Raw genomic sequence first — 26,672 nt, 5'->3', positions numbered from 1 at the left:
TGCGCGGAAGCGCTTCTCCCGGGTCCGGTGGAAGACGACCTCGTCGCCGTCCTCGCGGACGGGTTCGTCGGTCGTGACGAAGTCCTGTGCGCCGCAGGTGGCCGAGGTGGCCGAGGTGTCCGACTCCGTTGCCCGTATGGGGAGTTGCGGGACGCTGCCGATCGGCTCCAGGGTGAAGCCCGCCTCCGAGCCCGGCTGGGGCCGGATCCAGGGTCGGTACGCGGAGGAGACGCCCAGCCGGATCCGATGGCATGCCGGGAACGCGTAGCCGATGGCGTTCAGGTCGAGCACCACGTTCTCCGTGGTGCCCGGCTCCCGGGGAACCGCCCGGCCGGGGCCCCGGCACGCCGAGAGGTTCAGGACGCCCCGGAGCGCGTACGCGACCGGGGTCACCGAGGGTGAGGGCCGGGCCGGGTCGCTTACCCGGTGGCCGGGGATCCGCGCGTGCACCGTCGCCGGAGGGTGCGCGTCCATCACGTACGAGCGCGGAAGGGGGACGGAGAGTGCGTCCGTCTCCTTGTCCCTGAGCCAGTGGTCCCACCGGCGCGGCGTCTCCTGGAGGAAGCCGATGGCCGGTCCCGGCGGCAGGCCCCGGTCCGGGTACTGGCGGGACCAGGAGCCGATGAGACCTCGTACGCGGTCCGGCGGCGGGTTCCGCACCGGACGCGGCACCGTGTCGCGGTGCGGGTCGTGCCGGCCGCCGACCGCGAGGACCGCGGCGCGGACGGCCCCGTACTCCTTGCGGAGGCTGTCGTGGCGCCGGTGCGCGTCCCTGGTCCGGTGCGCCGGCCGGGTGTGCGCGGCGCGGACGATCGCTTCCAGCCGTTTCTCCCGCATGCTCCGCCACATGCCCTCGCCCCCGTGTGCGGGGTCCGGCGGGCGGCGAAGGCGAGCGGTCGGGCCGACCGAGTGTGAGTGGCGACCGGGCATGCGTGTCGACATTGCCGTGGCCGCGTACATCCACGCGGACGGAGGCGTGGCCGTGCCCGGCGTACCAGGGGTGGCGCTGCTGGTCCCGCGGGGCCGTCCAGTCGGTCAGGCGGTACGGGAGGTGCTCCAGGGGTGCTGGTACGGACTCCTCGGTCCGGCGGCCGCCGGACCGAGGAGTCCGGACGGGTGCCGCCCGGGAGAGGGATGAGGGCGTCCTCGTGAGTGGGTCTCGTAAGGGAAGGGCGTACGGATGTGCGTGAGCGTCACCTCGGAGGACGGAATCACGGGTATTTCGCCGCATGTCATCGTAAATCGTTTCACATCATCCGATCATGAACATACAGTCGGTGGTGGGATGGCGCCCGTGAGCCGGGGTACCCGCCGTTGGGGCACGCAGGTGCTTCCCGTGTGCCTTCCGGGTGTACTCGCGCCCACCACCTGGCGGAGCGAAGTGGACCGGGGGACGGTGGGCGCTCGCGGTGATCGAAACGTGACCGGATACGCTGACTTGAGTGATGGCAGCGACACATCGACAAACCGTGTCATCGACCGAATGATCGACCGAGTTCGCCATGTGATCGTCAGCAGACAGGAGAACCTCTCGTGACCGTCGTCGGGCCGTTCGGGCTGAGCGTGCGGGACCAGGCTCTCGAAGCCGATGTCCAGGCCGGATTGGCGGCTGTCGAGGAGGGTTTGCTCGAAGCCACCAAGAGCGAGGTCCCGTTCATCACGGAAGCCGCCCAGCACCTCGTGCGCGCCGGCGGCAAGCGGTTCAGGCCGCTGCTCGTGATGCTCGCCGCGCAGTTCGGCGACCCCTACGCGCCGGGTGTCGTGCCCTCGGCCGTGGTCGTCGAGCTGACCCATCTCGCCACGCTGTACCACGACGACGTGATGGACGAGGCCGAGGTCCGGCGCGGGGTGGCCAGCGCCAACGCCCGCTGGGGCAACTCGCTGGCCGTCCTCACCGGCGACTTCCTCTTCGCCCGCGCCTCCTACATCCTGGCCGACCTCGGACCCGAGGCCGTCCGGATCCAGGCCGAGGCGTTCGAGCGGCTGGTGACCGGGCAGATCCTGGAGACCGCGGGACCGCGCGACGGCCGTGACCCGGTCGACCACTACCTCGACGTGCTCGGCGGCAAGACCGGATCGCTGGTCGCGGTCGCGTGCCGGTTCGGCGCGATGATGTCGGGCGCCGACGAGACGGTCGTGGACGTGCTCACGCAGTACGGCGAGCGGCTGGGCGTCGCCTTCCAGCTCGCGGACGACGTCCTCGACATCGCGTCCGACTCGCACGAGTCAGGCAAGACGCCGGGGACGGACCTGCGCGAGGGCATCGCCACGCTGCCGGTGCTGCGGCTGCGCGAGCGCGCCGAGCGGCTGGGGCTCGCCGAGGACATCGCGCTGTGCGAGCTGCTCGAATCCGACCTGACGGACGACGCGCGGCACGCGGAGGCGCTGGCCCGGCTGCGGGAGCACCCCGCGCTGGAGCAGGCGCGCCGGGACACCGTGCGCTACGCGGAGGAGGCGCGCGCCGCGCTGGCCCCGCTGCGTGAGTGCGACTCGAAGGCCGCGCTGGTCGAGCTGGTGGACGCCGTGGTGCACCGGGCGGGCTGAGACGCCGGTTCGGGTGCCACCGGACATGGCCGGGCCGGGGGACGCAGGCTCGCGTGTCACCGGACACGGGCCGGCTGGGACGCCGGTTCGGGTGTCACCGGACATGGGTCGGCTGGGGGACGCAGGCTCACGTGTCACCGGTCGCGGGCCGGCTGGAACCGGTCCGTACCGTCTGGGCAGGGACCAGCCCCGTACCGGCCAGGCCGGGACCGGTCCGTGCCGGGGCGGCTGTCAGTAGCCTCCGCCGCCTCCCGTGCTCGTCGTGGCCGGTGCCGGCGAGGTCGAGGCGGGTGTGGTGATCTTCGCTCCGTCCGGCGTCACCGCGAACCACGTTCCGTCCACTCCCTGGCCGTAGGCCTCCTTCGGCTCGTCGTCCTTGGCGTACCGGTAGAGGGGCCAGCCGGCGAGGGTGACCTGGGTGCTGCCGTCGGCGCGTTTCACCGTGGAGACCAGGCTCTTGTCGATGCCCTTCGTGGTCACCCCGCCGTTGGCCGTGGCCGCAGGCCAGACCGCGGCGCAGGTGTCGTAGCAGGTGACCTTGGTCGGGTTCGCCGAGTCCGCGTCGAAGCGGTACAGGACGTACCCCTTGTCGTCGGTGACGACCGTGCCCAGTTTCGCGACCTTGGCCGTGGTCAGCGTGGACGTCGCCGATCCCGTGGTGCCGCTCTGTGACGTGCCGCCGCTGCTCTGCGAGGGGCTGGTCCCGCTCTTGCCGCCGCCGCTTCCGCCGCCGCCCCCTCCGCATCCGGCGAGCGTGAGCGCCAGGACTGCGGTGCCCGTGGCCGCGTATCCCGCGACGTACCTGATGGCGATCATGGCGATCCCTCGATCCTGTGGTCCCCGGAGTGCCGGGTGCTCCGATCGCTGCCACCTGTACGTACGGATTCGAGCCGTCCTTTGCTCGAAATGTCGCCACATTTGACGTCTTTTGGGTGATGAGGCGAAGTGCCCGTCGAGGGCGGCCTCCCCGTCGGGAACCCGGCCGGGCGCGACAGGCCGGGTTCTCCCACGTGCTACCCCACGTGCGACCTCATGTACGACCCCATGCACGACCCCCACGAGCGACCCCTACGGGTCGGGGCAGGCACCGCCCTGTCACGTCATACCGCAGGACTACGTGGAGTTGAGCCCGGGGGTTGACGCTTTCATCCCGCGTATTTGGTCAGATGGAGAACACCACTCCTCACCGGTCCGGGTGAGAATGGCGGCTTAGGAGTGGAGCGGAAACGAGGGCAGGGCCGCCGCCGACGACGGAGGTAACGCACACATGGCACCGTACGAATCCGACGACAGCGCGAGGGCCGCGGAGACCGACGACAGGCTCGCCGGGCGACGCAAGGCCGCGCGGTACGTCGTTCCGGTCGCGGTGGTGGGGGTGGCGGCGGCGACGATCGGACTCGTTCCGGCGCTCGCCGACTCCGGAGACCCCGACCTGCCGAAGGTCACCGCACAGCAACTCATCGAGAAGATCGCCGAGTCGGACGTCCAGCAGCTCTCCGGCACGGTCAAGATCAGCACCGATCTGGGGCTGCCCGACCTGGGCGGTCTGGAGAGCGGCCTGCTGTCCGGCGCGGCCGAGGGGCAGAGCGGCTCCTCCGCCGACCCGCAGTCCAAGCTCCTCGAACTGGCTTCTGGCACGCACACGCTGCGCGTCGCGGTCGACGGCCCGGACAGGGGCAAGGTCTCCCTGCTGGACAACGCCGCCGAGTACAGCGTCATCCACAACGGCAAGGACGTGTGGGGGTACGACAGCAAGTCGAACGAGGTCTTCCACTCGACGTCCGCCGAGTCCGGGCACGCAGGCGAGGGCCCCAAGGACAAGGCGCCGCGGGATGTCCCGGCCACTCCGAAGGACTTCGCCGAAGAGGCTCTCAAGGCCGTGGACGACACGACCTCCGTGACCGTCGACGGCACCGCGCACGTCGCGGGCCGCGACGCCTACAAGCTGGTCATCAAGCCCCGGCAGTCCGGCACCACGGTCGGCGCGATCAGCATCGCGGTGGACGCGAAGACGGGGCTGCCGCTGAAGTTCACGCTGACCCCGGCCAGCGGCGGCGCGGCCGTCGTGGACGCGGGCTTCACCCAGGTCGACTTCTCCCGGCCGGCCGCGTCGACGTTCGCCTTCACCCCGCCGAAGGGCGCGAAGGTCACCGAGAGCGACGAGCTGGAGGGCGCGAAGGGCGGCACGTCGAAGGGTGACGAGCCGAAGGACTTGAAGAAGGCGTGGCCGAAGGGGCATGAGGGAACGGCCGACGGCGTCGGCGGCCCGAAGACCATCGGCGAGGGCTGGAACTCGATCGTCGTCCTCGACACCGGTGGCGAGGGCATGCCGTCCGGGGCGTCCGGCTCGACCGGCAACAGTGACGTCGACGGGTTCCTGAACTCCCTCGGCGACCACGTCACCGGCAGGTTCGGCTCGGGCACGGTCTTCTCGACCCGCCTCGTCAACGCGCTGATCACGGACGACGGCAAGGTGTACGCCGGTGCCGTCACCAAGGCCGCGCTGGTGAAGGCGGCCGACGCCGCCCAGTAGGCGCGGCCGGGCGAACCGAACCGAGGGAGTCCATGGAGGAGCTGTCCGCCGACGAGCCCGATCCGGCGAGGGCCGAGGGCGCCGCCGTCCCCGCGGGGCGGACGGGGAGCACCGGTGCCGTGTCCGCGGGTGCCGTGTCCGCCGAGGACGCGGTGATCGCCACCCGCGCGCTGAGCAAGCGGTTCCGCGGCGGACAGCTCGCCGTCGACGGCCTGGACCTCACCGTCCCGGCGGGCAGCGTCTTCGGCTTCCTCGGGCCGAACGGCTCGGGCAAGACCACCACCATCCGGATGCTGATGGGCCTGATCGAGCCGACGTCGGGCACGGCGAGCGTGCTGGGGCGGCCCATGCCCCGGTCGGCGCGCGCCGTGCTCCCGCACGTCGGGGCGCTGATCGAGGGCCCCGCCCTGTACGGCTTCCTCTCCGGTCGGGACAACCTCGTCCGGTACGACGCCGCCGACCCGACCGCCGATCCCCGGACCCGCAGGACACGCGTCGAGACCGCGCTGGACCGGGTCGGGCTGACCGCTGCGGCGGGAAAGAAGGCGAGGGCGTACTCGCTGGGCATGAAGCAGCGGCTCGGACTCGCGGCCGCGCTGCTCCAGCCCCGTCGGCTGCTCGTCCTGGACGAGCCGACCAACGGTCTCGATCCCCAGGGCATGCGTGAGATCCGTTCGCTGGTCAGAGAGCTGGCCTCCGACGGCACGACCGTCTTCCTCTCCTCGCACCTCCTCGACGAGATCGAGCAGGTCTGCACCCACGCGGCCGTGATGGCCCAGGGGCGGCTCATCGTCCAGGGTCCGGTGGCCGACCTCGCGGCCGGAGCCCGGGGCCGGCTGGTGGTGACCACGCCGGACACCGGGGAGGCGGCACGGGTCCTCAAGGAGCAGGGCGTCATGGATCTCGTCGTGACCGAGACGGGAGTGACCGCGGAGCCGCCCGGCAGTGAACTCGCCGAACTGAACGGCGCGTTGGTCATGGCAGGCGTCCGGGTCCGCGGTTTCGGAGTCGAACGGGCTTCGCTGGAGGACGCGTTCGTGGCGCTGACCGGGGAGGGTTTCGATGTCGCGGGCTGAACATCCGCCGAAGCGGGACGCCGAGGCCGCAACCGAGGCCGCAACCGAGGCCACGACCGTGACGGCGACGGGGGCAGGGCCGAGGACGAGGACGGCCACGGCGCCGTCACCCTCACCCTCACCCTCACCCTCACCCTCACCGGCACCGGCACCGGCACCGGCACCGGCACCGGCACCGGCACCGTCGCGGGAGCCGGGGGCCGTCCGCGGGCCGAGCCCGTTGTGGACACTCGGACTCTTCCGCGACGAACTCGTCACCACGTTCCGCCGGTGGCGCACGATCGCGCTGCTCGGCGTGCTCGCGGCCGTGCCGGTCCTCATCGGCATCGCCGTCAGGGTCGAGACGAGCGGCGGCTCGACCGCGGGCGGTGGCGGCGGCGAGGGTCCCGCGTTCATCGCGCAGATCACCAACAACGGACTGTTCCTGGTGTTCACCGGGCTGGCCGCGACCCTCCCGTTCTTCCTGCCGATGGCGATCGGCGTCATCGCGGGCGACGCGATCGCCGGCGAGGCCAACGCCGGAACCCTGCGCTACCTTCTCGTCGCGCCCGCCGGCCGTACGCGGTTGCTGCTCACGAAGTACGCGACGACGATGACGTTCTGCCTGGTGGCGACCCTGGTGGTGGCGGTCTCGGCGTTCGCGGTGGGCGCCCTGCTGTTCCCGCTGGGCGAGCTGACCACGATCTCCGGAACCCGCATCGGTTTCGCCGAGGGGCTCGGCAGAGCGCTGCTCATCGCCCTGGTCGTCGCCGTGTCACTGACCGGTGTCGCCGCGCTCGGCCTGTTCGTCTCCACCCTCACCAACAGTGGCATCGCGGCCATGGCGACGACGGTCGGCCTCCTGATCACCGTCCAGATCCTGGACCAGATTCCCCAGCTGCACGCACTCCAGCCGTACTTCTTCTCCCACTACTGGCTGTCCTTCGCCGACCTCATGCGCGACCCCGTCTACTGGGACGACCTGGTCCGCGACCTCGGCATCCAGGGCCTGTACGTCGCCGTGTTCGGGTCGGCCGCGTGGGCCCGGTTCACGACGAAGGACATCACCGCCTGAGCGGCCGCGTCAGCGCTCGTAGGGGAAACGCGCGAGCGGTGCCTCCTGGGCGAAGAAGGTCTTCGCGCGCGTCAGCGCCTCGGTGTCGTTCAGTACGTCGCCGGGACGGCTGCCGTTGCCGAGCAGGACCCCGCCGAAGCGCATCTTCATGTAGGCCGCCGAGTGGTTCAACGTACCGATCAGCGGGTCGGCGACCTCCGGCTCCTCGTGCGCGAGCGCGGTGACGCCCCAGAGTGTGCGCCCGGCCAGGGTGGCCTTGAAGTCGAGGCCGGGTGTGCGCAGCCAGCCCGACCAGTAGTCCAGGTAGCGCTTGGTCAGTCCGGACACCGAGTACCAGTACAGCGGTGAGGCGATCACGATGTCGGTGGCGGTGAGGGTGGCGTCGAGCAGGAGGGCTTGGGAGCTGGGGGCGGGAGGGCGTACGTGGTCGCCGTCCCGGCGCAGGTCCACGAAGTCGGGGAGCGGGTGCTCGGCCAGGGACAGCCAGCGCTGCTCCACGTCGGCGGGCAGTTGTTCGGCCGCCTTGCGGGCCAGCGACTCGGTGTTGCCGCCGGGGCGGCTGCTGCCGAGCACGAACAGGAACTTGCGGGTCACGGTTCCCCCTGAGATACGTCGGCGTCGATTACACGCGTGAACAATATATGCACGCGCATGAACCTGTCCAGGGCGGGGCCCCTAGCCGACCCCAGGCAGGTGCTTCCGCCGCAACGACTCTCTCTCGCCCCCTCCGCCCCTACCCGTCCCACCCCTGGGGCTCCGCCCCGGACCCCGCTCCTCAAGCGCCGGAGGGGCTGGATTTTCCCGGCCGGGGCTGAATCGTTCTTCGTTCTGGACGGACGCACCCGCAGCCGGGATCCGGCGCGAGGGGACGTGCCGGTACATCGATGCCCGTCGCCACCGACGCCCACCCCTCACCCGACGGCGACGGGCTGATGCACCGGCACGGCCCCGACCCACCCACCGAACCCGCACCGCACCCGCGAACACCCCCGCGAGCGTGTCTCACCGACCCGGGCGTGGAGGTCTCTGTACCCGAGGTACCGGACCCGGTGCCGGGCCGGGTGCGGCTCCGGTCGGGGAAGCGGAACCCCGGCCGGACTGGAGGCGGGCCGCGCTCGCCACGGGGTTCGTGGGCCCACCGGACGGCGTGGACGTCGTCGCGCCCGCCACGGCCGGCCTGCGCCAGCTCTCCGGAACCGACGCGTGCCGCTCCACCGTCCCCTGCGCACGCGCCTCCGCGAGCCGGGCCGTCTGCTGGGCCACAGGAGCGAAACCCGGAGCCGCGTTGCCGCTCTGGGAGGGCACCTGGCGGGCGGCCATGGCACCCAGAGCGGCCTGGGTGTCCCGAGGAAAGACATCGCGGGGCAGCAACTGCGAGGCCGCACCGGTCACCTCGACGCGGTGCTGCCTGCCCCCCGACTCGAAGGTGACGCCGTAACCGAGGTACTGCCGGTCCCGGTCGAACATCAGATCCCCCCGCACCTGCCCGCCCCCGGCCCGGGTCCGCTCGCTCAGCTCTTGGAGAGCCTCCGGCATCGGCGCGGTCCGCCCGAGGCTCGCCACATACGCCTCCGCCTCCACCCGCCCCTCCCGGAACCGCGGCTTCCCGTCGGGCCCGAGGTGCATCCGCACGGCTCCGACCCGGTTGTCGGGGTGGATGTCGATGGTGAGGCGCCCGTCACCGCCGTACTCGCGGACGAACCGCTCGCGCAGCGCGGTGAACTGGACCTGGTTCTCCAGCGCCGGAGGAAGGTTCGGCCCGTAGACGGTGACCCGTGCCTCGGGGTCGGCCTCCAGGATGATCTCGGCGTTGGCCACGCCCGTGCCACCGGCGCCCGCGACCAGCCACGTCTTCGGGGCACCCTCCGCACCCGCGGCACGCGCGTCGAAACGGCCCTCGGCGATCTCGTCCCCGATGAACACCCGTCCGGGCGCGGCGGCCCTCGCCCGCTCCCACCGGGCGGTCGCGTCCAGCGTCCGGAGCGCGGCCCGCGCCCCGCCGTCCGAGCGCAGCCCGTCCAGCACGCCTTCCTCCCGCAGCACCTGGAGTGCCCGCTCCGCGCCGACCTCCCCGGTCAGCCGTGCGTGCGCCGGTGAACCGGCGGGAAGCTGTCCGCGTACGGCGTCGAGGGCCTCCGGCAGATTCACCGCGTCCCGGCGGTCGACGCCCGGCACCATCTCCGGCGGCAGCCCGGTGGCCACGGTCGGCGTGCCCTCGACCTTCACATAGACATCCGGGGAACCGTCGCCGGGCCGGATGTGCGCGTAGAGGTGACCGTCCTGCCCCGGGACCAGCGCCGCGGTCCCGTCGACGACGGGACCGCGCACGGCGAGCTGGTCCTCCCACAGGCGTACGGCGTCGCGCGGCACCCGCGCGGTCGGGTCGGCGAACTGGTGGGCGTCGCCGAGCCCGTCGGCCCGCAGGTCCCTCGTCTGGTCGGGGGACTGGACGATGCCCTGGCCGGGGTCCAGGTGCCAGCGGCCGCGGGCGTCGACGAGCAGGGCCCGGGGGTCGCGTCCGACGAGGCTGGCGCCACCGCCGATGACGACCTGGCGGGTGGGCCACTCGCCGGTCGTGGCGATCTCCGCGCGCAGCTCGGCCAGGGTGGCGGCACCGGCCCGGGTGCGCTGGTCGGCCGCCTGGGCCGCCGCCGCGGCGAGCTCCTCGCGGGGGACGGGGGAGCCGTCGGGCCGGAACCCCGGCAGGGGAGGGGCGTGGGCGGACGCCCCGAGGGGGCGGGCGTGTTCGGCCCGCGACCGGAACTCCCGTAGTCCGGCGGCATCGGCCGCGCTCAACCGCTCGACGGGGACGGCCAGTTCACGCAGGGCGTCGGCCGTCATCGGGGTCAGGTGCGGGTCGATGATGTCACGGCGGACATCGGCGGCCCGGAGCTCGGGCGCGAAGCGGTCGGAGTCGGCCGGGGCCTGCGGCCGTAGTCCGGCGTGGTCGATGAGCGCCGACAACTCACTCCGGGATTCGGCGCGTTGGGTGGCGTCGAGGGTGGCGTCGTTCATGCGGGCGGCCAGGTAGTTGAGTTCGCCGACCCGGCCGAGGTCCTCCTCGGTGAGGCTCGGACGCCGGTCCGCGCTCCCCAGCCCGCCGCGGGCCAGCAGTTCGTCACGGTTCGGCGCGACGCCCGCGACCTCGGGGTCACCGGCGGCGGCACGGGCCGCCCGGTCGCGCACCGCGAGCAGTTCGCCGACCTCGTGGCTCAGCGCCCGGCCCACCTGGCGCGGGTCCATCCGGTCGGAGAGCTGGACGACGTGCTGGTCCGAGGTGGTGTTGACGTGGGTCCGCGCGACCGTGCCGGAGGGGAGCGGAACGGCGTCCAGACGCAGGGTGAGGGCCCTGCCCCGGTCGTCGGTGAGCGCGAAGAAGCGGTCGCCGGCGGCGCCGGACCGCAGCTCGGCCGAGCTCAGCCGCTGCCCGTACAGGCTCCGTACCACCATCGGCAGGGTGCTCTCCGCCTGCGCGATGACGGCCGCCTGCCGCCCGGGATCGGGCGCGGCGCCGGTGCCCGAGACGAAGCGGCTGCCCGCGACGTCGGTCGCGGTGACGACGACGGGCTCCGCGCGCGGCCCCGTACCCGCGCCGGGGAGGCCCGAGCGGACCTCCCCCCAGGCTTCAGGCGGGGCACCCCCTTGAGAATTCCCCTGGACGTGTCCTGGGACATCCCCCCGACGGTCCCCCTGGGTGCCGCCTCGGACATCTCCCCGACGGTCCCCCTGGGCATCGCCTCGGCCATCCCCCCGACGATCCCCCTGGGTGTCGCGCCGGGCGTCCGCCCGGTCGGAACGGCCGGCGTTCCCGCGGTCGAGCGGTTCCTGGTCCACTGGCACTTTCCCCCTTGAACGGCCTCGTGGCACGTAAGATCTCGGCATGCTGACCGCCCGTTCGACGCAGGAAGCACACCTCTACATGGACCTGCACGCGTGCGCGTGCGGGGCGGAGAGCTTCGAGCGCGAGCACCGTCTCGACGAGCGTGACGGTGTGCTGGTCGCGGTGTACGAGGGCGTCTGCCCCCAGTGCGGCCGCGCCCGTTCCTTCGCCTTCCGGCTCACCGATGAACTCCCGCCCGCGCCACCGGCGTTCGGCGGGTCCGAGCCCTCGCGGATCATCGACCCCGGGGAGTTCCTGTGGGTCAGCGACCAGGTCGCCACGGACACGGGACTGAGGCTGCTGCACACCCCGCCCGCCGAGCGCCATCAGCAGCGCGAGGGCTCCGCGTTCGCGCTCGCGGCGGTCGAGGAAGTCCTCAAGTTCCTTCCGCGGGGCGCCGACAGCGTTCCCGGGGAACTGTTCACCTCGGAGCGCGGCCGCGAGGTGTACGACAGGAGCCCGCACCGCTTCGAACGGGCCGCACTCCTGGAGAACGTCGCCCGCAAGCGCCGCATCCTGGAGAGCGTCGACCACGTCGGCCCGCAGCCGGGCGCGTAGCCGCTCGACAGTGCTCCCGGCGCTCCCGGCGCTCCCGGCGCTCCCGGCGTACACCGGGCGCACGGCGATCATGGCGCTCACCGCGCTCGCGGGGGCCGGGGCGCGGCGCGCGGTACGGCGGAAGCGGCCGGAGCCGTGGCGCCCGGCGCACCCGGTGTCCGTCCGGCCGCCGGGGCGGTGCTCCCGCCGCCGGACCGCAGACGTGCCGCGGTGGCGACCCGGATCGTGGCGTCGCCCTGCTGGTGGGCGGGCGAGGCGCCGAGCCCGGACACCGGGGCCGCGCCCGTGGGCCGCCCGGCGGCGAACACGCCCCGCTCCGAGGTGATCAGCGCGGTGGCCAGCCCTCCCTCGACCAGCTTCTCCGCGTTCTCGCGACCGACGGAGAACCCGCGCCCCGAGGTGCTCCGGGCGTACAGGTCCTCGATCATGACCTCGGGGGCCATGCGCCCGCCGTACCGGTCGCGGCCCGCGTCGAATTCCGTGCGGCCGTGCTGCCAGCGGCCGGCGTTCTGGGCGAGGCACTGTTCGACGGGGACCTCGACCGAGAGCAGGACGCGCCGGTCGTAGCCGTCGGCCCGCAGATCGCCGAGGAGCTTCTCGTTCCAGCGCTGGTCGCGAAGGGTCGCGTCGTAGAGGAGGTTGTAGCCCTCGGCGCGGGCCCACTGCTCGAAGACGTCCTGGAGGAACGCCGACTCGCGGTGGGTGAGCGAGGCCGTCTCGGACGGCGCTACCGGCCGCCCGTCGGACAACTCGCGCGCGTGTGGCGGCAGATGGGGTGATCCTCCGTGCTCGAAGATCGCCACCTTGAAGGCGTCCGGGTCCAGGACCACGTAGTCGCCTACGTCGATGCCGTGCGCCCGCTTCAGGGCCCGCCCCAGTTCGTCGTCGCCCCCCTGCCATTCGCCGAGCCCGCGGAGCGCACCGCCCTTCCCGGCGCCGGGCGCCCCGGCGGTGAGCAGGGCGGCATGGCCGTCGCGGGGCAGGCCCGCGCAGCGCGCCGTGAACTCCTCCAGGATCGCGGAGTGCATCCGCTCGCGGTCCGGAGTCCACAGCGCACCGCGCCGGAACTGTCCGAACGTGTCCGTGCCGCCCGGCGCGAGATCGCCGCCCGGTGACATCCGGGTCTGCAACTCCCTGTACAGCGCCCGGTATTCGGGTCTGAGCCCGGCTTCCGGCCTTTCGCCCGTGGTCATGGCCGCCGCTCGGCCCCGTCAGCCGGGCCGCCCGGCCGGCTGTCGATCCTGCGCTGGATCTCCTCCACGTCCTCGCGGGTCACCTGCCCGAGCAGGCACGCCGCGGCGAGCACGGAGAGCGTGTTGTCCTGGTGGGTCGGCTCGGGGTGGCCCTCGTCCAGACCCTCCTCGGCCTCGAAGGGCCAGGCGGCGACGGTCGTGATCATCCGCTCGCGCTCCACGAATCCGGCGGCGTAGAGGCCGAGGTAGGCGCGCAGGGAGGGAGCCGAGCCGGCGGCGGACGTGCCGGGTGCGGGGGTTTCGTTCATGGCGGGGTATTCCTCGTCTACCAGAGACTGGTCTCGTACGGATCCGGGTCGATCTGCCGGGACGCGGCGACGGCATCCTCGTACGACTCGGCCGCGGGCGGCGTCTTCGGGCGGTGGCTTCCACTTTTGCAGCCCGCGAACGGGCCGCCGGGAGAGCGCAGTTCGGACAGTACGGCGCCGAGGTGGTCCCGGTGCCAGACGGCGGGCCCGGACGCGCCCGCCGCCGGGTCGGTGTGCTCCTGCCAGGCCAGCCACAGCCCGTGCAGCCGGGCGACCGCCTCCTGGTGCTCCCACCAGCGGGGGCACCAGGGCTGCTGCGAGGTGACCTCGCGGCCGTAGACGGGAAGGAGCAGGTCGCTCACCCAGACGGCCAGCCGGCTCATCTCCTCGGCGTACTCGGGTCCGTCGAGGAAGAGGATGAACGGCGGGGCTTCGGCGGGCTGTCGCTCGTTCATCGGGTCGTGATCCTCTCGGCCGCGCGGGCGGTGATGGCCCTCACCTCCGCCTGGGCCGCCGTCGCGATGCGGTCGGCGCCCGGTTCGGCGTACCAGGGGCGGAGCCGGACCAGGGCGGGTCTGATGCCGGTGGCCAGGAGCAGGGCGGTGCCCTTGGGCAGCGCGCGGATGCGGTCGGCGGGCAGGATGCGCTCCAGGCGGTACGACGTCGACCGGGACCGTCCGTCCCTGCTCCTGGACCAGCTGACCGTCGACACGTCGTGCTCGCCGACGAGCCGGGAGACCTTCTCCACGAAGTCGGCGTCGTCCAGACCCGCGCCGAGCAGCTTGATGGTCGCGGCCGACCAGAGCGCGTCCATGCCCGCCTCGCCCCAGACCCGTGAGCCCTGCCGGTAACTCTGGAGCAGGGTCACGATGTTGATGCCGCGTGAGCCGAAGTGCGAGTACAGGTCGGGGAGATCGGAGATCCGGCAGACGTTCGCCGCCTCGTCGAGTACGGCCGTCATCGGCGGTTCGAGGCGTCCGCCCATCCGTTCGGCGGCGACGACCCCGGCGCGCAGTACGGAGTCCGCGGCCGCGGCGATGACCCCGGCGGCCGAACCGCCGCCGTCCTTGGAGAGCAGATAGAGCGTGTCGGCGGAGAGCACATGGCGGTCGGGGAGGAACTGCGGCAGTGCGGGATCCGGGGTCACCCACGCGGCGATCGCGGGGTCGAGCAGACAGGCCACGCACTGGCGGCTGGTCTCGTAGATGCCGTCCCGGGTCTCCACCGCGCCCAGCACGGTGCCCTGCAACTGGTCGGCGAGCGCCGTCATCCCGGCGTCGCGCAGCAGGTCGACCGGGGTGCGGTCGGCCGGGTCGGCCAGCCAGGCGAGGACCTCGCCGATCGGCCGTCCGCCGCGGTGAGCCGCGTGGAAGAGGGCGGTGAGGGTGTTCTGGGCGGCCGAGATCCAGAAGTCGCGGCGGGACGCATCGTCGTTGACCGCGCCGACGAAGTGCCCGGCCAGCCTGCGGGCACCCTCGATCGTGGCCGCCTCCGCGAGCATGTCCCACCACAGGCCGCGCGGGGTGTGGGCGATGCCCTGGGGGTCGAACGTCCAGACCCGGCCCACCCGTTCGCGCTCCGCCCGCGTCACGCTGTACACGTCCGCCTTGTTCGACGTCAGCAGCACACTGCCGCGGGCCCGCAGGACGCGCGGGACCGCGATGCCGGTGGACTTGCCCGCGCGGGGCGCCATCAGATCGAGCTCGACGTCCTCGTAACTGGAGCGCAGCTCCGGGCCACGGGGTTCCAGGTCGCCGATCAGGTTCCCGGCGTCGTCCGCGGTGATCTTGCCCAGCTTGGCCAGTCCCGGCCGGAGCTCGCGGGCCCGCCGCGCGGCGCCCTTGGGCAGGAGCCCGGCCAGCTCCTTGCGGCCCGCGAGACCGGAGGGCGCGGTCAGCCGGCGTCGTACGAGCGCGATCAGGACGGTGATCGCCGCCACGACGGCCCCGAAGACCGTGGCCATGCCCGCGGCGAGCGCGGTGGGCGAGGCCGTCGGCCACAGCGGGCCGGGGCCGTCCTTCACCAGGGTCGAGAGGGTGGACAGGGCGAACGGCGGCGGATGCCAGCCCGCGCCGCTCACCGCCGCGCCCAGGGTTCCGCCCAGCCATGCGCCCAGGAACACGGTGCCGATGAGGAACGCGACCCCCGGCACGATCCAGGGGAGGAGGTCCTCCCCGGCTCCGGGTCCTGTCCTGCGTGTGCTGCTCATCTCTGCTCCCCCCGTTGGATGTTTCTCGCCCCCGCCGCCCCTGCCCGTCCCATCCCGGGGGCGGTGCCCCCGGCCCCCGCCGCGCTCCGCGCGGGTCCTCAAACGCCGGACGGGCTGGAATTTCCCCTCCGTTCTCAAGTCCCGGAGGGCTGGGTTTTCCCCTCTGCCTCAAGTCCCGGACGGGTTGGGATTTCCTCTCCGTCCTCAAGTCCCGGACGGGCTGGAATTTCTCCTCCGCCTCAAGTCCCGGACGGGCTGAAACGTGTCCCGGACGGGCCGGAACCCTTGTGCAGGGACGGCTTGCCCGCCTCCGACCAGCGGGTGTTCGTGTTGTGCAGTGCGCGCTCGGTGTCGGTGATCGACACCTTGATCGGGATGCCGGGACGGCCGCCGACCTTGATCAGGAAGCGTCCGCGTCCCGGCGGCTCCTCGTTGCCGCCGGTGCTGGCCCAGCCGGGCGGGGACGACCAGGAGGACACGAGCTCGATCTCGCGTTCGGACATACCGACGATCTGGCCGAGTTCCCGCATCTCCGACCGCGGAAGACCGGCGCAGACGACCATGCCCGCCCGCTCCACGAAGCCCCGTGCCTTCGCGCGGTCGGACTCGCTGCCGAGGGCCTCGGCGTCCTTCAGGGTGTGGGTGATCTTCGCGTCGCCGAGGCCGAGCGAGCGGTTCAGCCGGGTCAGCGCGTCGATCCGTTCCACGATGCCGGAGGCCGCCCGCAGAGGGCGCCACAGTTCGTCGAGGACGGTGAAGAACCAGCGCTGCGGGGCGAGTCCGGCGTCCGCGAGGGCGTGCGCGGCGGCCACCGTGCCGAGTCCGTCCGACCAGGCGGCGAGCATCGCCGCGGCCGTCAGTTGGGTGTCCGCCTCGCCGATCCGGGAGATGTCCACGCAGACCGCGGGCGACGCCGGGTCGATCCGGGTGGACGTCTCGGTGGCGAAGGTGTCGCCGAGCGGGCCGTCGAGCACGCCGAGGAGCGAGCGGTGCAGCGGGTCCACGGCCTCCTGGTAGCGGGCCACGTTCCCGCGGTCCAGCGTCACCGCCCGGACCCGGTCCGGCCCCTCGTCCAGCACTTTCAGCAGATCCGGCAGGAGCGGCGGCCGCCCCGGCTTCGTACGCTCCGCGAGATGGTGCAGACAGGCCGACAGCACCGACTGCTCGTGGTCGTCCATCGGACGCCCGCGCACGATGGTGATCAGCGCCGCGACCATGTTCAGGACCCGGCCGTGCGCCTCCGCGGCCAGGATCCGGCCGCGCTCCCCGCCGATCCGGGCCGCCGCCTCGCCCATCGCGCCCGGGTCGAGGACGTTGATGCCGCCGACCCCGCGTCCGATGGAGATCACCTGGCCGCCCAGCGCCCGTACGGTGTCGGCGTAGTCGGGCTTCAGGTCGCCGAGGACCAGGGGTGTGATGCCCGTGGCGGACATGCCGATCAGCATGCGGTTGACCAGGGTCGACTTGCCGAGGCCCGGCATCCCCAGCATGAAGAGCGACGGGTTGGAGATGTAACGGGCCCGGGTGAACCAGGAGATGGGGTCTCCGCACACCGTCGCCCCGGTATGCAGATGCTGCCCGAGCGGAACCCCGGTCATCGGCGCGCCGGAGCCGGCCGCGAACGGCCACAGCCCGCACGCCTGCACCGTGGTCGCGCGCCACAGCGCGGGCGGGTCGACATGCCCGACCTGGCCACCCGCGGGGCCGTACCAGCCGCGCGGCGGCGCGGTGGCCGGTGCTCCCAGGGCGCCCGGTGTCCCCAGGGTGCCCGGTGTCCCCTGTGCCTGCCGCCTGCTCACAGTGCCTCCCTGATCTGGTACGGAACGAGGGTGTGCTCCCACGGGAGCAGGCCGACCGGCAGCGTGCAGGTGAAGGCCGCGGCCTGCATACGGTCGGCGGGGCGCATCAGGATGCGGGACGAGGCCTGGAGGTTGCGCACGGTGATGCCCGCGTCCTGCAACTGCTCCTCGGCGTCCACGGTGACCGTCACCATCAGCGAGAACTCCACGAGCCCCGCGCCCGCCGCCTCCTCGGCCGCGGTCTGCTCGGCGGCCTGCATCTCCGAACTCGCCCGCGCCTGCACGAGACCGCGCCGCGATCCCGCCATGAAGTGCGCGGTGCGCCGGTCGGACTCGACGATGCGGGCGGAGGTGGCCGGGTCGATGGGCCGGTAGATCAGGGAGACCCGCTTGCGCCGGGTGCCCGGGGCCGGTTCGAGGAGCCCGCGCAGCACACTGGAGCGGACCGTGCCGCGGGGCGCGAGCGTCAGCATCCAGGTGCGCGAGACACCCGAGTCGTGTTTGTACGAGGTGACGGTCTCCACGGTCGCCGCCGGGCCCGCGTCACCCCACTCCACTCCGGTCGTGGCGTGCTCGGCGCGGGCGCTGAGCACATCGGGCGCGATGGCGGGGTCGTACGCCACCCGGACGATCTCGGCGAGCCGGTCGGCCGGCAGCGGGTAGGCGCTGCCGCCGCCCGCCGCGACCAGACCGGACAGCAGTCCGGGCAGCCGCATCGACAGATCGGTGACGATGTCGTCCGTGCTCCGCCTGGGACCGCCGGTCGGGCCGTAGGTCAGGGCGATGTACGTGTGCATCTCGGAGGACGCCGACGGATAGCGCTCGACGACCTCCTCCATCACGGCGCGCGCGGCGGCCGGCGCGTCGGGGGAGATCCGGGGGAGCACCTCGGCCGCGAGCCGGGTCCCGGTGTCCGGGGCGGTCTCCACGACCACCTGGGCGCCGCGCAGGCCGGGCTCGTGCGAGAGCCGTGCGAGCCAGTCGCCCCAAGAGGCCACCCAGATGTCGACCTGGGAGGGGTCGACCAGCGAGCCGCCGTCCGGTTCACAGGCCAGCACCACCGTGTACAGGCCGCGGCCCGGGTGGTGCAGCACGCCGAAGGAACGGTTGTAGGCGTCGCGGCCCTCGTGCATCCGTGTGCGCGCCAGCAGTCCGGGCGGCTGGTAGCGGCCGCCGGGGCGCTTGGACAGCGGCCCCGAGAGGTAGGTGTGCGAGCCGGCCGACCTGCGCCGCGCCCACCCGATCCGGATCGCGAGGACCTGGTAGACGTTGCGGCCGTCGACCGTGCGCAGCGCCAGCGGGGCGAGGAAGAGCCCGACCGGTACGAGGACGACGATCGCGGCGCTCAGCGAGACCAGCGAAGCCAGCAGTGCCACCAGCAGTCCGCCGAAGGCGACGACGGTGCCGAGCAGGCCCAGCGGACCGAGTCCGGGACGGCGGGGCCTGCGCCAGTTCCCGTACGTGGGACGCGTCATGGCGTCGGTGGACATGGGGTTCCTTCTTCCGGCTCGAAGCGCTGGATACGTGACTGGTGACGGGGGGAGTTCCGGGGCGGCGGTGGCCGGTCCTGAGACGTCGGCTCGCGCGCCGCCCCGGCCTTCCGGGGGCTCGGACCGGCCGGCACCGGAGTCGCGGGTCCCGGACTTCCGGAGCCCCGGAACTCCTGAAGCCTCATGGCTCCCGGATCTCCCGGATCTCCCGGACCTCCTGGAACTCCTGGAACTCCTGGAACTCCTGAAGCCTCATGGCTCCGCGGCCCCGTGGCCGCCTACTGGTTGTGGCCCTTCATCCCGTCGTTGTCGTTCAGGGAGTTGGCCACCTCGCTGGCCGCCGCGACACCGGTCTGCACGGCGACCGCCGCGGCCTGTACGGCGAGGGTCGCGCCGCCCGTGGCCGCGCCCGCGGCGGCCGCACCGCCCGCCGCCGCGCCACCGGCCGCACCCGCGCCACCCGCGCCACCGCCCGCCGGAGCTCCGGCGCCCGCGGACGGCGAGCCCTGTGGACCGGGGGCGCCCCCGCCACCGCCGCCGGCACCGCCCGCGGCGATGCTGACGGCGCCGGTGGCGACGTTGTTGACCGCGTTCACGGTGACCGTGCCGCCCGAGGTGCCGCCCAGGGCCGCGGTCGCCGGAACGATCAGTTTCAGCAGGGCCGGCAGGGCGAACACCGCCAGGATCAGCATGCCGAGGCCGGCGATGGTCTGGTTGAGCTTCTCGGTACCGCCGAGGTCCTCGGTATCGTCGGTCATCGACGTGGCCGAGTAGATGATCAGCGCGGCCGCCGGTTTGTACAGCAGCCAGGCCGCGAGCCAGCCGACGTGCTTCTTCCACCAGCCCTCGCCCCACCCGGTCATCGAGGAGGCCGCGGCCAGCGGCAGTGTGCCGACGAGCGTGATCATGACGCCGATGCGGATGTACATCAGGCAGATCTGCACGAAGCACGACAGCATCACCAGCAGGCCGAAGACGAGGATGAGGCCCGGCTGGTCGAGGGACAGCACACCGAGCATCGTCTTCGCCTTGTCGCCGAGAGCGGCCTTGTTGTACACGTCCTGCGCGTACACGTCGGAGGCATGGGTGAGTGCCTGGACCACCGTCACCGCGACCGCGCCGACGAGGATGACCTTCCACATCCCCATGAACGCCTGCTTCATCGGCTGGCCCTTGCGCTCCAGCGCCATGCGGATCGCCGCGATCAGCAGCGAGGCCACGGCCACGTAGCCGACGAGCCAGTCCACCTCCGCGTCGATCTTGGCGATGGGCCCGGAGGCGTCTCCCGCGCTGACGTTCATCCACACGCCGTTGAGCGCCTTGAGCGTTTCCGTGGTCGCGTCGCCGATCGCCTTGGCGAAGGCGACGACGGCACCGTCGGTGAACTGTGAGCCGACCTCGTCGATCACACAGTCGTACATCCGCCAGGAACAAGCCATCTCACGCCTCCCAGGTGACGAAGCCCTTGGTGCCGCTGATCTGCGACATGCCCGAGTAGACGGTCCCGTCGGCGTCGGGCGAGAGTTTCCAGTCGCCGTCCAGCCAGCGCAGCGTCACCGACGCGGTGCCGTAGGAGCCCTTGCCGGGGACCCGCACCACGAACATCACGGTCGACTTCTCCTTGTCGTACGACAGGACGGTGAAGCCGGCGTAACCGCCTCCGTCGGCCTCGCCCGAGGTCGGCCTGTCGCCCGCCGCGGTACGGCTCGCGACGAGCGCGTCGCGGCCCGCGCCGGGAACGACCTGCCGGTCGACGACCTCGCGCCAGCCCGGGAAGCTCAGATGGTCGGTGATGGTGTGGGCGGCCATGACGGAGCCCATCGGTGTGTGGGCGAAGCAGGACCAGACCGGTCCGTCGAACGTGAGCGGGCCCACCGTTCCCGAGACCGGCACCAGACCCGTCCCGTCGGCCTTCCACTTGAAGTCCTTCGGGGCCCGGGTGGGCTTGGCCTGGTCGCTGTCGTCGGTGCGGCAGCCGGCGGGGCGGGTGTCCGCCCGCCCGCCGCGGTCCCGGTCCGCGTCCGCGGAGGGGGCGGGATCGCCGCCGCCCGACGCGTCGGCCGGTGCCCCGTCGCCTCCGCTGAGCATCGTGGCACCGGCGAGCACGAGCAGCACCAGCAGGAACCCGGCCGACAGGACCCAGCTCCGCTGCTGCCAGAACGGCTGCTCCCACTCCCCGCTGCCCCCTTGGGGCCGACCGGAGTTCAGCATGGTTGCGCTCCCTTCGCTCAGGCTCTGACGAGGCGTCGGTCAGGCGAAGACGAAGGTGACGACGGGGCCCGCGGTGGCCACCAGGACACAGCCGCCGAGCACCATGCCGAGGCGGCCCATGTGCTCGGAGCCCTCGCCGCGGCGCATCGAGATCGCCATCATGGCGCCGGTGATGAGCACACCCGCGACGCCCGCCGCGGTGCCGGCCCAGGCGAGGATGCCGAGGACGGTGTCGACCTTGCCGGTCAGCGCGTTCGGCGCGTCGCGGTTCGGGTTGGGGATCTTCCCGTCCGCCAGATAGACGTACTGGTGGGCCTGGGCTGCTATCGCCTTGAACATGGTCTCTCCCCGATGTGGCCGGCTGCCCGCGCACACGTCCTGGACGGGTGCGGAACTGGCCGGGTCTGAGCGGCACTTGCTCGGTACGAGCGGTACGTGCTTGCCGTGAGCGGTACTTGAGGGCGGTGAAGATCCGTGGGACGCCCTGGGTTCCCGGTGCACAGTGAGCTTGGCGACTTCCGTGGGCCGGGGCCAAGCGATGTGGGAATCCAGCACCTGTCGGTGACGTGTCCGTGACAGACGGGAAGAGACCGTCATGAAAGACGAGGTGGGAGGCGTGAGAAAAACTGAGGCACCATCAGATGCGATGGCGCCTCAGGGGATCTCCGCGACGCGCGCGAGCGTCGGACGTCGGACGGCAGACGGCAGGCGGCGGACGGCGGACGGCGTCCGCCGGGGGTGGATGGTGTCCCCGGCAAGGTGGATGACGTCCACCGGGGTGGGGATGGTCTCCGCGGCAAGGTGGATGGCGTCCGCCGGAGGGTGGATGGCCTCCGCCGGACGGCGTCCCCCCGTGCGGCGGGTCGCCTCCGACCCGCGACGGGCGGCTCAGAGCACGAAACCGACGATCGGTCCCGCCGTGGCGCCGATGACACAGGCGCCCAGCACCATCAGGAACTGGTTCAAGTGCTCCTCGAACTCACCGGACTTGACGGCCAGCGCCATCCGGGAGCCCACGAGCATCAGTCCCGCCACACCGGCGGCGGTCACGAGCCAGGCGATGATGCCGAGGACCTTGTCGAGCTCCTCGGTGACGTCCGTGTTCACGGCCAGCTGGGTGGCGGCGAGTGCGTGCAGGGTGGTCATGGAGCGGTCCTTCCCGTCAGCCGGGCCAGGGAGGCCGCCTCGCGGGGCAGCGGTCCGGTGAGGTCTCCGGTGCGCCACGCGGGCATCCACGGCACCCGGTAGACGTCGATGACCGAGTTGATCACCTTGACGCGCTGGGTGAGCTGACGCGGCAGCCGGCCGGGCGCGTCCGCGACCAGGACGATGGCGTCGAGATCGAGTCCCGGCGGCGCGTCGCCCCGGCGGAAGATGTCGAGGGTGTGCGACACGGCGTCCAGGCCCGCCGCGTGCGTACGGCCGACGAGCAGGACCGAGGTCGGATCGCCCCGGTCCGGCCGGGGCCAGTCGCGGCCCGCGTCATGGCCGCCGAAGACGGTGGCGAGCGTGGAGGAACCGGCTCCGCCGTGCGTGGCGACCCAGGAGAACCGCCGTGCGCGTGCGACGAGCCGGTGGTCCTCCTCGTACTGCTGCGGCGGTTGTTCCGGTTCTCCGACCGCCCCGCGTATCCATATCCCGGGCCCGCCCGGCCCGTTCCCGTACGGCACCGCGCCGTCGCTCCCGCGCGGCGGCACTCCCTCGCTCCCGCGCACGGCCACCCCCTCGTTCGCCCGCATCGCCACCCCCTCGATCCCCTGCATGGGTGCTCTCTTTCCTCGTCGGTGCACCGATCCTCCCGGCGCCCGGGCGAGTTGGGTAACGGGGCGTGAGTTCCTGGGACGAGTCTGTGACGCCGTGGTGACGCGGGAATCGGGTGGGAACCGAGAGACTCGACGGCATGTGCACGACCGGAACATGAGGCTGAGGGGGGCCGATGTCCAACGGGGGCGGATCCACCATGACCTGGGTGGTGGGCGGCTGTCTGGCCGCCGTGCTCATGCCGGTGGTCATGATGGTCGCGGTGAGCGGGGCGTCGAGCGAGGAGGACCCGGGGTACGGCGCGGGCGGGGGGCTGAAGGACGGTGCCGTGCCCGCGAGTTACGTTCCCTGGGTGCTCAAGGCGGGTGCCATGTGCGACGTCATCAAGCCGGCGGTCATCGCCGCGCAGATCGAGGCGGAGTCGGGCTGGAACCCCAACGCCCGTTCCCCCGTGGGTGCCGAGGGCCTGTCGCAGTTCATGCCGGGGACCTGGCCGAGCTGGGGCAAGGACGACGACGGCAACGGCCGGGCCTCTCCGTACGATCCCGGTGACGCGATCATGGCCCAGGGCCGCTACGACTGTGCCCTCGCCAAGACGGTCGAGGGGTACAAGAACCGCGGCGAGGCGAGCGGCGAGACCCTCGACCTCGCGCTCGCGGCGTACAACGCGGGTCCCGGCGCGGTGCACCAGTACCACGGCATGCCGCCGTACACCGAGACCCGGAACTACGTCGCCCGCATCAAGTCCCTGATACCCAAGTACGAGTCGGTGGACGATCCGCCGGGCACGATTCCCGCCGGCCAGGAGCTGGCGATGCCGCTCTCCGGCCGCCCGCGCGTGACCTCGCCGTTCGGCATGCGCTTCCACCCGATCAAGCACGTCTACAAGCTGCACACCGGCATCGACTTCGCGGCGCCGCTGGGCACGACGTTCAAGGCGGCCCGGGGCGGCACGGTCACCTTCGCGGGCTGGTCCAACGGTTACGGCAACCGCGTGGTCATCTCGCACGGGACCATCGACGGCGACCGCGTCTCGACGACCTACAACCACATGCGGAACCTCAGCGTGCACGTCGGCCAGCACGTGCAGGTCGGCCAGAAGGTGGGCGAGGTGGGCTCCACCGGTCTCTCGACAGGGCCGCACGCGCACTTCGAGGTCCAGCGGAACGGAACGTACGTGGATCCGGCACCCTGGCTGGGGCTGAAGTGAGGAGGGAGGCGAGTATGAGGACGACACGGACGGGTACAGCGGTCCGTACGGGGGCACGCGGGACGTTCGCCGCGCTGGCGGTCGTGTCCGTGGCCGGGGTCCTGGCGTTGACGGGCTGTGGCCTGCGGGACCATCGTGATGACGTGGGCGTGCCGGGTTCGTCGCCCTCCGTGGTGCCGTCCGTGGCACCGAAGGCGTCCCTCCCGCCGGGCAGGCCGCTGGGCACGGACGCACACGTGCCGAGCCCGTCGGGTGTCGACGGGACGGACGCGACGGCAGTATCGGAGGCGTGGGCGGAGGTGGCGTACGGCTATGACACGAAGTACGACTACGGTCCCCACGACGCCGTGCTGCGTTCCGCGCGCTGGTTCACCGCGTCCAAGGCCGCGGCCGAGCGGTCGTACCACCCCGCGAGCGGGGCGGGCGCCGAGTGGAACACCTGGGCCGGTCACCGGGCCTGGATCACGGTGGACGTGACCGCGGACGACGACGCCGACGGTCCCGCCGACACGTCCGTCCTGGCCTACCGCGCTCTCGTCGTGGAGGGCACGGCCCACGGCCGCGACGGCTGGACGGGCACGGGTCCGCGCGCCAACGTCTACCTCAAGCTCACCCGGGCGGGTGGCGGCCGTCCGTGGCGCGTCGCCGACGTGACGACCGTGGAAGCGGCGGACCCGCCTCCCCCGCCGTCGGCCTCCCCGTCCTCGACGCCGGCCTCGCCCCCGGCCCCGACGATGTCCTCGAACCCGTCCTCGACCACCCCTTCGTGAGGGAACCGATGTCTCGACTCAGCCGCGAACAGAAGCGGGAACTCAAGCGGCAGCGCTCGACGGCCGGTGCCGGGGGGCAGCCGACCGCCGGGATGACGCCGATCGAGGTGCACGTACCGGCGTCCGCGGACGCCGCGGTGGCGTCCGGGGCCGCCGGGGCGCGGGGCTGTGCCACGGTCGGCGGGATGCCGGTCGTGGCCGCGCCCGGCGAGACGGTCCAGGGCGCGATCCTGAACTACCTGCACCGCCTCGCCCTCGCCACCGGCCACCCGGTGCTGGCCAGCATCCACGACGAACGCATCGGCTTCGTCGTACCGCTCCAGGTGCACGTCGACGGTTCCAGCCGCTACACGGCGGAGCCGGTACGTGTGGCACCTCCCGCGCCGCCCGTGCGGTCGCGCGAGCCTCGGCCCGAGGGGCGCCCGCACCTTCCGCCCCAGGAGCACCGCCACACCCCGCCCGAGGGCCACCCGAACCCCCCGACCCGCACCTTCACCGAGCCCCCGCCCCATGAGCGGCGCCCGCGGCCGTCGGTTCGGGACCAGCGCCCGGAGCCACCGGCTCAGCGACGTCCGGAGGCGCCGGCTCCGCCGCTTCCGCCCGTCCCGGTGTCCGCCGAGGCGGTGTCCGCCGAGCCGCCCGTACACGCTCCGGAGGTCCCGGAGGCACCGGCCGTTCCGCGCCGGGACAAGGCGACGTTCCTCCTGCGCGCGGTGCCGGAACCACCTGCGCGCCCGCTCCCGGGACCGGAGACCGGGACACCGTCCGCCCCGGCCACGACGCCCGAGGCGGTGCACGCGCCCGCACCTGAGTACCCGCCCGTGGCGCCGCCCGCGCCCGAGCCGTCGGTGCGCCCGGAACCCGTCGCGGAGCCGCGGCCCGCGCCGGTGCGCAGGCCGGAGCCGGCGGTGACGGCGGAGTTCGTGCCGCAACCCCAGTCCCAGTCCCAGCCGCAGCCCCAGCCCCAGTCCCAGCCGCAGTCCGTGCGGCCGGCATCCCCGGAATCCGTGCCCGCCACTGCGCCCGCGCCGATGCCCGGGTTCGCGTCCGTGCCCGCCCCCGCCCCCGCGGCGAGGGTCGAGCCGGTCGTCACCGCGGATCCCGGAAGGGACGCCGGTGCGGGGGCCGGCCCGGCGAACGGTGGTGCCGCCGATCCTGCCGCGGGCCCCGATCAGGTGCCCGCGGCCGACCCCGCCGTGCCCGGTACTCCCACGCCGTCCACCTTCGTCCTGCGGGCGGTACCGGAACCGAAGCCGCTGCCCGGGGCCGCGTCGACGCGTGTCCTGCGGGCGGTGCCGGAGTCGGCGGCCACCGCGGCGCCCGCTCCGACGGGGGAGTTCGGCCCGGCTCCGGTGACCGGACCGGCCCCGGAACCGGAGCGCGCCCCCGAGCCGAAGGCGGCCGTTCCGGAGCGGAAGCCCGCTTCCGCGATGGAGGCCCTGTCGCTGCTCGGCCCGGAGCCGGAACCGGATCCGAAGCCGACCCCCGCCCGCGGCTTCGACGCCGTGGCGGAGGCGGTGCTCGCGCCGAGTCCGCAGGAGCCGGCCGCGGAACGGGACGCCGCGTCGGCGTTCCTCGCCGAGCCCGTCGCCCGGATCAACGAGGCCGTGAAGATGGGCCGCATCGAGGCCGCCGCGGGCATGGCGGAGCGTGCCGTCGCGGAGGCGGCGCAGTCGCTGGGCCAAGAGCACCCCGAGGTGCTGAAGCTGCGCGAACTGACCTCGTACATCGCCTACTTGGCCGGTGACGCGCTCAGGTCGTTCCATCTCTCGCTGGATCTCGCGAGGGTTCGCCGACGTCACCGGGACTCCGGGGCCGCCTACGGCAACGTCCAGAGCGCGGCCGCCGCGTGGCGCGCCGTCCGCGATCCCCTCCAGGGCCTGCACCTCGGGCGGGACCTGATCGGACTGTGGACCGAGCTCGCGGCCGACGACGGCCCCGCCGCCGACGACCTCGAACAGCTCGAATCGGCCCGCACCCGCATGATCCGCCTCGCGGAACGAGCCCGTCTCGCCGCGGACAACCCGTACGCCAGGGCGCCCCGCGCCCACGGCGAGTGAGGAGCTGAGCGGCCGG

23 protein-coding genes and 1 pseudogene are annotated in these 26,672 nt (G+C 72.9%); 9 read left to right on the top strand and 15 right to left on the bottom strand.

All coding sequences use genetic code 11. The features are described 5' to 3' along the window. Positions 1-132: 132 nt before the first annotated feature. Positions 133-1,236, bottom strand: a pseudogene (locus ACFYW9_RS06495) (CocE/NonD family hydrolase); the annotation flags it as partial. A 297-nt stretch (positions 1,237-1,533) separates the two neighbouring features. Here ACFYW9_RS06495 and ACFYW9_RS06490 point away from each other — a divergent pair. Beyond that, a complete protein-coding gene (locus ACFYW9_RS06490; RefSeq protein WP_351863126.1) occupies positions 1,534-2,544 on the top strand; it encodes a polyprenyl synthetase family protein in 1,011 nt (336 codons plus the stop codon). Between the two features lie 231 nt (positions 2,545-2,775). Here ACFYW9_RS06490 and ACFYW9_RS06485 read toward each other — a convergent pair whose 3' ends face one another. Next, entirely contained in the window at positions 2,776-3,360 is a 585-nt protein-coding gene (locus ACFYW9_RS06485; RefSeq protein WP_389145517.1) for a hypothetical protein, read from the bottom strand. A gap of 451 nt (positions 3,361-3,811) precedes the next feature. Between ACFYW9_RS06485 and ACFYW9_RS06480 the strand changes: the two genes are divergently transcribed. The 3 genes from ACFYW9_RS06480 to ACFYW9_RS06470 all read left to right on the top strand — a co-directional run bounded on the left by ACFYW9_RS06480 (position 3,812) and on the right by ACFYW9_RS06470 (position 7,207). Then, positions 3,812-5,077, top strand: a complete 1,266-nt coding sequence (locus ACFYW9_RS06480; protein ID WP_389145514.1) for an outer membrane lipoprotein carrier protein LolA — start codon at positions 3,812-3,814, stop codon at positions 5,075-5,077. 32 nt (positions 5,078-5,109) lie between these two features. Then, a complete protein-coding gene (locus ACFYW9_RS06475) occupies positions 5,110-6,153 on the top strand; it encodes an ABC transporter ATP-binding protein (protein WP_389145511.1) in 1,044 nt (347 codons plus the stop codon). Between the two features lie 220 nt (positions 6,154-6,373). Beyond that, complete coding sequence (locus ACFYW9_RS06470; RefSeq protein WP_389145508.1) at positions 6,374-7,207, top strand: ABC transporter permease; 834 nt, start codon at positions 6,374-6,376, stop codon at positions 7,205-7,207. Between the two features lie 9 nt (positions 7,208-7,216). Here the strand turns inward: ACFYW9_RS06470 and ACFYW9_RS06465 are convergent, their stop codons facing one another. Beyond that, complete coding sequence (locus ACFYW9_RS06465; RefSeq protein ID WP_389145505.1) at positions 7,217-7,801, bottom strand: flavodoxin family protein; 585 nt, start codon at positions 7,799-7,801, stop codon at positions 7,217-7,219. A gap of 408 nt (positions 7,802-8,209) precedes the next feature. Next, complete coding sequence (locus ACFYW9_RS06460) at positions 8,210-10,657, bottom strand: hypothetical protein (RefSeq protein WP_389145502.1); 2,448 nt, start codon at positions 10,655-10,657, stop codon at positions 8,210-8,212. 192 nt (positions 10,658-10,849) lie between these two features. On the opposite strand from ACFYW9_RS06460, the gene ACFYW9_RS06455 reads away from it, so the two are divergent. Both ACFYW9_RS06455 and ACFYW9_RS06450 read left to right on the top strand, forming a co-directional pair. Then, positions 10,850-11,059 carry a hypothetical protein gene (locus ACFYW9_RS06455; protein WP_389145499.1) on the top strand — a complete coding sequence of 70 codons (210 nt, stop codon included), beginning with the start codon at positions 10,850-10,852 and terminating at the stop codon, positions 11,057-11,059. Between the two features lie 28 nt (positions 11,060-11,087). Next, complete coding sequence (locus ACFYW9_RS06450) at positions 11,088-11,645, top strand: hypothetical protein (protein WP_389145496.1); 558 nt, start codon at positions 11,088-11,090, stop codon at positions 11,643-11,645. 77 nt (positions 11,646-11,722) lie between these two features. Here ACFYW9_RS06450 and ACFYW9_RS06445 read toward each other — a convergent pair whose 3' ends face one another. The 11 genes from ACFYW9_RS06445 to ACFYW9_RS06395 form a co-directional block, all read right to left on the bottom strand. Next, entirely contained in the window at positions 11,723-12,838 is a 1,116-nt protein-coding gene (locus tag ACFYW9_RS06445) for a zeta toxin family protein (RefSeq protein ID WP_389145493.1), read from the bottom strand. Then, positions 12,835-13,146, bottom strand: coding sequence for a hypothetical protein (locus tag ACFYW9_RS06440; protein ID WP_389145490.1), 312 nt, complete (start codon positions 13,144-13,146; stop codon positions 12,835-12,837). The genes ACFYW9_RS06445 and ACFYW9_RS06440 overlap by 4 nt, the downstream gene beginning before the upstream one ends. Positions 13,147-13,163: 17 nt before the next feature. After that, on the bottom strand, positions 13,164-13,601 hold the full coding sequence (locus ACFYW9_RS06435) for a DUF4913 domain-containing protein (protein ID WP_389145487.1): 438 nt from the start codon (positions 13,599-13,601) through the stop codon (positions 13,164-13,166). Further along, on the bottom strand, positions 13,598-15,355 hold the full coding sequence (locus tag ACFYW9_RS06430; protein WP_389145484.1) for a type IV secretory system conjugative DNA transfer family protein: 1,758 nt from the start codon (positions 15,353-15,355) through the stop codon (positions 13,598-13,600). The genes ACFYW9_RS06435 and ACFYW9_RS06430 overlap by 4 nt, the downstream gene beginning before the upstream one ends. A gap of 239 nt (positions 15,356-15,594) precedes the next feature. Next, complete coding sequence (locus ACFYW9_RS06425; protein ID WP_389145788.1) at positions 15,595-17,118, bottom strand: ATP/GTP-binding protein; 1,524 nt, start codon at positions 17,116-17,118, stop codon at positions 15,595-15,597. A gap of 32 nt (positions 17,119-17,150) precedes the next feature. Next, a complete protein-coding gene (locus ACFYW9_RS06420) occupies positions 17,151-18,644 on the bottom strand; it encodes an SCO6880 family protein (RefSeq protein WP_351863149.1) in 1,494 nt (497 codons plus the stop codon). A gap of 278 nt (positions 18,645-18,922) precedes the next feature. Next, entirely contained in the window at positions 18,923-20,083 is a 1,161-nt protein-coding gene (locus tag ACFYW9_RS06415) for a hypothetical protein (protein WP_351863151.1), read from the bottom strand. 1 nt (position 20,084) lies between these two features. Next, positions 20,085-20,855: a hypothetical protein gene (locus ACFYW9_RS06410; RefSeq protein ID WP_389145479.1), complete on the bottom strand. Its 771-nt coding sequence runs from the start codon at positions 20,853-20,855 to the stop codon at positions 20,085-20,087. Between the two features lie 39 nt (positions 20,856-20,894). Continuing rightward, positions 20,895-21,194 (bottom strand): hypothetical protein, encoded by a 300-nt coding sequence (locus ACFYW9_RS06405; protein ID WP_329301164.1) that lies wholly within the window; start codon positions 21,192-21,194, stop codon positions 20,895-20,897. A gap of 549 nt (positions 21,195-21,743) precedes the next feature. Further along, complete coding sequence (locus ACFYW9_RS06400; protein ID WP_351863155.1) at positions 21,744-22,001, bottom strand: hypothetical protein; 258 nt, start codon at positions 21,999-22,001, stop codon at positions 21,744-21,746. Then, positions 21,998-22,618: a hypothetical protein gene (locus ACFYW9_RS06395; protein WP_389145474.1), complete on the bottom strand. Its 621-nt coding sequence runs from the start codon at positions 22,616-22,618 to the stop codon at positions 21,998-22,000. The genes ACFYW9_RS06400 and ACFYW9_RS06395 overlap by 4 nt, the downstream gene beginning before the upstream one ends. A 173-nt stretch (positions 22,619-22,791) precedes the next feature. On the opposite strand from ACFYW9_RS06395, the gene ACFYW9_RS06390 reads away from it, so the two are divergent. From ACFYW9_RS06390 to ACFYW9_RS06380, 3 genes are read left to right on the top strand one after another with little or no spacing between them, the layout of a single operon-like run. After that, positions 22,792-23,826 carry a peptidoglycan DD-metalloendopeptidase family protein gene (locus ACFYW9_RS06390; RefSeq protein WP_389145471.1) on the top strand — a complete coding sequence of 345 codons (1,035 nt, stop codon included), beginning with the start codon at positions 22,792-22,794 and terminating at the stop codon, positions 23,824-23,826. A gap of 14 nt (positions 23,827-23,840) precedes the next feature. After that, entirely contained in the window at positions 23,841-24,596 is a 756-nt protein-coding gene (locus ACFYW9_RS06385; RefSeq protein ID WP_389145469.1) for a hypothetical protein, read from the top strand. Between the two features lie 8 nt (positions 24,597-24,604). Next, entirely contained in the window at positions 24,605-26,656 is a 2,052-nt protein-coding gene (locus ACFYW9_RS06380) for a hypothetical protein (protein ID WP_389145466.1), read from the top strand. Positions 26,657-26,672: the final 16 nt, after the last annotated feature.

Source organism: Streptomyces sp. NPDC002698, assembly GCF_042888945.1.
GTDB lineage: Bacteria > Actinomycetota > Actinomycetes > Streptomycetales > Streptomycetaceae > Streptomyces.
Note: the sequence above shows the minus strand (reverse complement) of the source record. Positions and strands in the feature narration are given on the sequence as shown.

Bases quoted from the DNA above. Each gene is read 5' to 3' on its own strand.
- ACFYW9_RS06485 (WP_389145517.1), bottom strand. From the start codon at position 3,360: ATGATCGCCATCAGGTACGTCGCGGGATACGCGGCCACGGGCACCGCA.
- ACFYW9_RS06480 (WP_389145514.1), top strand. From the start codon at position 3,812: ATGGCACCGTACGAATCCGACGACAGCGCGAGGGCCGCGGAGACCGAC.
- ACFYW9_RS06440 (WP_389145490.1), bottom strand. From the start codon at position 13,146: ATGAACGAAACCCCCGCACCCGGCACGTCCGCCGCCGGCTCGGCTCCC.
- ACFYW9_RS06435 (WP_389145487.1), bottom strand. From the start codon at position 13,601: ATGAACGAGCGACAGCCCGCCGAAGCCCCGCCGTTCATCCTCTTCCTC.
- ACFYW9_RS06445 (WP_389145493.1), bottom strand. From the start codon at position 12,838: ATGACCACGGGCGAAAGGCCGGAAGCCGGGCTCAGACCCGAATACCGG.
- ACFYW9_RS06400 (WP_351863155.1), bottom strand. From the start codon at position 22,001: ATGACCACCCTGCACGCACTCGCCGCCACCCAGCTGGCCGTGAACACG.
- ACFYW9_RS06415 (WP_351863151.1), bottom strand. From the start codon at position 20,083: ATGGCTTGTTCCTGGCGGATGTACGACTGTGTGATCGACGAGGTCGGC.
- ACFYW9_RS06410 (WP_389145479.1), bottom strand. From the start codon at position 20,855: ATGCTGAACTCCGGTCGGCCCCAAGGGGGCAGCGGGGAGTGGGAGCAG.
- ACFYW9_RS06475 (WP_389145511.1), top strand. From the start codon at position 5,110: ATGGAGGAGCTGTCCGCCGACGAGCCCGATCCGGCGAGGGCCGAGGGC.
- ACFYW9_RS06460 (WP_389145502.1), bottom strand. From the start codon at position 10,657: ATGGTGGTACGGAGCCTGTACGGGCAGCGGCTGAGCTCGGCCGAGCTG.
- ACFYW9_RS06390 (WP_389145471.1), top strand. From the start codon at position 22,792: ATGTCCAACGGGGGCGGATCCACCATGACCTGGGTGGTGGGCGGCTGT.
- ACFYW9_RS06430 (WP_389145484.1), bottom strand. From the start codon at position 15,355: ATGAGCAGCACACGCAGGACAGGACCCGGAGCCGGGGAGGACCTCCTC.
- ACFYW9_RS06405 (WP_329301164.1), bottom strand. From the start codon at position 21,194: ATGTTCAAGGCGATAGCAGCCCAGGCCCACCAGTACGTCTATCTGGCG.
- ACFYW9_RS06380 (WP_389145466.1), top strand. From the start codon at position 24,605: ATGTCTCGACTCAGCCGCGAACAGAAGCGGGAACTCAAGCGGCAGCGC.
- ACFYW9_RS06450 (WP_389145496.1), top strand. From the start codon at position 11,088: ATGCTGACCGCCCGTTCGACGCAGGAAGCACACCTCTACATGGACCTG.
- ACFYW9_RS06395 (WP_389145474.1), bottom strand. From the start codon at position 22,618: ATGCAGGGGATCGAGGGGGTGGCGATGCGGGCGAACGAGGGGGTGGCC.
- ACFYW9_RS06385 (WP_389145469.1), top strand. From the start codon at position 23,841: ATGAGGACGACACGGACGGGTACAGCGGTCCGTACGGGGGCACGCGGG.
- ACFYW9_RS06420 (WP_351863149.1), bottom strand. From the start codon at position 18,644: ATGTCCACCGACGCCATGACGCGTCCCACGTACGGGAACTGGCGCAGG.